We start from the raw sequence: 2963 nt of genomic DNA on the forward strand, positions 1-2963 counted from the left end.
TCGGCGACGCCGCCATAAATAACCTTGTCGCGCGCGCTTTGGCGTCGGTCCAGCATTGTATTCCTCCCCGGCAAAGAGGGGGGACCATACCCGGCTTCGCTCTGCGCGAAAGGGAGCAGCGTACAAAATGCGGCGTTAACGTAAATCGATGATAGCCGGGAAAGCGATATTTCGGTGACTTACGCAGCCCTTTTGGCGCAATCGGCGGGCGATTGTCCTCCGCGCGCCGATTCGTGCCGCCGCCGCGCCAGCCCCTCGGCGCTTCGCACCGCGTCGGGCGCGAAACCAAGCTGCTCGTCTGGCGTTGCGGTCTCGCTTGCGTTCCCACACGCGGCTCCTCATGTTTGATAGCTCAACGGCCGGGTTCCACGTGTCCAGCACGGTGTTTCCAAAACGAGTTGTGGCGGTGGCAACACTGAGTGGCCTGTTGGCGGCATATTGGATGGCGGTATTAATGCCGCTCTGCCTGCCGGCTACGGCCCTGGCGGACGAGGTCAGCCCGGCGAACAAGGATGTTGCGATACCGAGCGTCGAGGAGCTTGCGGCGCAACCGCCCGCGCCAAATGCGCGCGAAACCGACACCCGCGAGGCGATGTGCCTGATGATCGAATCCGCGGCGCGGTCGAACGATCTGCCGCTGGAGTTTTTCGCGCGCGTGATCTGGCAGGAAAGCCGCTTTCAGGTCGACGCGATTGGTCCCGTCACCCGCAACGGCCAGCGCGCGGAAGGTATCGCGCAATTCATGCCGGGAACCGCCAGCGAGCGCCGGCTGCTCGATCCCTTCGATCCCGTGCAGGCGCTGCCGAAATCAGCGGAATTCCTGAGCGAGTTGCGCAACCAGTTCGGCAATCTCGGGCTGGCTGCGGCGGCCTACAATGCCGGGCCGAAACGGGTGCAGGATTGGCTCGCGGGAAGTGGCCCGATGCCGCAGGAGACGCGCAACTACGTTTCCGCCATCACCGGCACCTCCGTCGACGACTGGGCCGCCGCCGGCAAGAACGGCAAGAAGGCTGACCGCGCGCCGAACACCAGTTGCCGGGAATTGATGGCGCTGCTCGGGCGCGCACCCAATTCATTCGTCAGCGAGCTCGAACAGCATGTAAGACTTGCCGCGGCGAAATTGTGGGGCGTTCAACTCGCCGCCGGCTTTGACCGCAACAAGGCGCTGGCGATGTATGGCCGCGCGATGAAGCGGCTGAGCGCTGTGATCGGCGATCAGGACCCAAGCCTGTTGAGCACGTTGATGCGCACGCGGGGCACCCGTCTGTTCTACCAGGTTCGGATCGGCGCCGACACGAGGCCCGCGGCAGACAACCTCTGCAACCGCATCCTCCGCGCCGGTGGCGCTTGTTTCGTGCTGCGGAACAGGGGCGTCCGGGGCTGAGCGGGCGGGTGCATGACAGCCCTGAGGCGGCCTTCGCTTGACGCCGGCCGGTTTCGCCAGCGTTATGCGCAGCACGACTCATCATTGCCCGGTCGCCTTTGGCCCTTCCTGCGCTCGACTCGCCCATATGGCACAGCTCGCTCCGCGCGTTCGCATGGGGAATGCGGTCGGTTGGTTCGACCATTCTCACCCTGGTGCTGTTTGCGACCTATCTCGGCATCGGCGCGCTGGCGCATGACACACATTTCAGCCTGGGATGGGCGCTGGCGAGCACGCTGTTCGTCTGGGCCGGGCCTGCGCAGATCATCCTGATCTCGACGCTGGGCTCCGGGGCGACGATCATTCAGGCGGCGATCGCGGTGACCGTCAGCGCCATCCGGCTGTTTCCGATGGTGGTGTCGGTGATGCCGATGATGCGGACGCCGGAGACAAAGCGGCGGCAACTGGTGCTGGTGGCTCATCTCACGGCGGTTACGCTGTGGGTCGAATGTTTCCGCTTCCTTCCGCACGTGCCGCGCGAACGGCGGATCGCCTTTATCCATGGACTCGGCAGCGGTCTGGTCTGCGTCTGCCTGGTCGCGACGAGCGTGGGCTATGCTCTCGCGGCCAGCCTCTCGCAACTATTCGCCGCCGCGATCCTGATGCTGACGCCGCTTGCATTCCTGTTCTCCACCGCCCGCAACTGCCGGGAGCCCGCGGATTTCGTGGCGCTGGCATTGGGGCTGGCGCTGTTCCCGCTCGCTTCCCTGCTGGACAGCGGCGTCGATATCCTCGTCAGCGGTGTGTCGGCCGGCACCATCGCCTACGGGGTTCACTGGTGGCGGGAGCAGCAATGAGCGATTTCATCGGCGACTGGCATGCGCTGCTGATCCTGCTGATCGCGGGCGTCATTCCCAACCAGATATGGCGCATGCTCGGACTCTGGTTCGGCGGCGGCCTTGATGAAGGCTCGGAATTGCTGGTCTGGGTGAGGGCGGTGGCGACCGCGATCCTGGCCGGCGTCATCGCGCAAATCCTGGTGCAGCCGCCCGGCGCGCTGGCAAGCGTCCCCGGCTGGCTGCGCTATGGCGCGGTGGCCGCGGGATTTGCGGCTTTTCTCGCGACCCGGCGGTCGACGCTGGCCGGCGTGGTCTGCGGGGAGTTCGTGATGCTGGCTGGAAAATGGTGGATCGGGTAGTTAGGTTTACGGGCATACGAGAGGCGACCATGGTTCGGGACAAGGCACTGCGTGAAGGTGAAGTCGTCGTCGACACGCCGAAGGCGAATGACGCCGGGCTCGTCTTCATCGGCCGCATCCGCACCCCCTGGACCTCGCGCGAGGACACCCCGCGGCAGGGGCGTCACGACGGCCCGGTCTGCCGGCTCGAGATTTTCGAGCCCTGGGTGCCGGCCCTGAAGGGGGTCGATTTCTACTCAAATCTCGAAGTGATCTACTGGCTGCACCGGTCGCGCCGCGATCTCGTGTTGCAAAGCCCGAAAGACAACCGGTCGACCCGCGGCACGTTTTCGCTGCGCTCCCCGGTGCGGCCGAACCCGATCGGCACCTCGATCGTCAAGCTGGTCAAACTCGAGGGCAACA

Annotated in this window: 4 protein-coding genes; all 4 read left to right on the plus strand. The window is 65.2% G+C overall.

Features of this window, described 5'->3' with window-relative positions; translation table 11 throughout:
* Positions 1 to 442: 442 nt before the first annotated feature.
* Positions 443 to 1384 carry a lytic transglycosylase domain-containing protein gene (locus QZ213_RS26745; protein WP_291689059.1) on the plus strand — a complete coding sequence of 314 codons (942 nt, stop codon included), beginning with the start codon at positions 443 to 445 and terminating at the stop codon, positions 1382 to 1384.
* 98 nt (positions 1385 to 1482) lie between these two features.
* Positions 1483 to 2220 carry an AzlC family ABC transporter permease gene (locus tag QZ213_RS26750; RefSeq protein ID WP_291689056.1) on the plus strand — a complete coding sequence of 246 codons (738 nt, stop codon included), beginning with the start codon at positions 1483 to 1485 and terminating at the stop codon, positions 2218 to 2220.
* Positions 2217 to 2561 (plus strand): AzlD domain-containing protein, encoded by a 345-nt coding sequence (locus QZ213_RS26755; RefSeq protein ID WP_291689057.1) that lies wholly within the window; start codon positions 2217 to 2219, stop codon positions 2559 to 2561. Before QZ213_RS26750 ends, QZ213_RS26755 begins: the two co-directional genes overlap by 4 nt.
* Positions 2562 to 2590: 29 nt before the next feature.
* Positions 2591 to 2963 (plus strand): TrmO family methyltransferase (locus QZ213_RS26760; protein WP_291689058.1); only part of this gene is annotated, 373 nt, incomplete at its 3' end.

Origin of the sequence: Bradyrhizobium sp., from assembly GCF_017881085.1 — a bacterium.
In the GTDB taxonomy this organism is placed as follows: domain Bacteria; phylum Pseudomonadota; class Alphaproteobacteria; order Rhizobiales; family Xanthobacteraceae; genus Bradyrhizobium.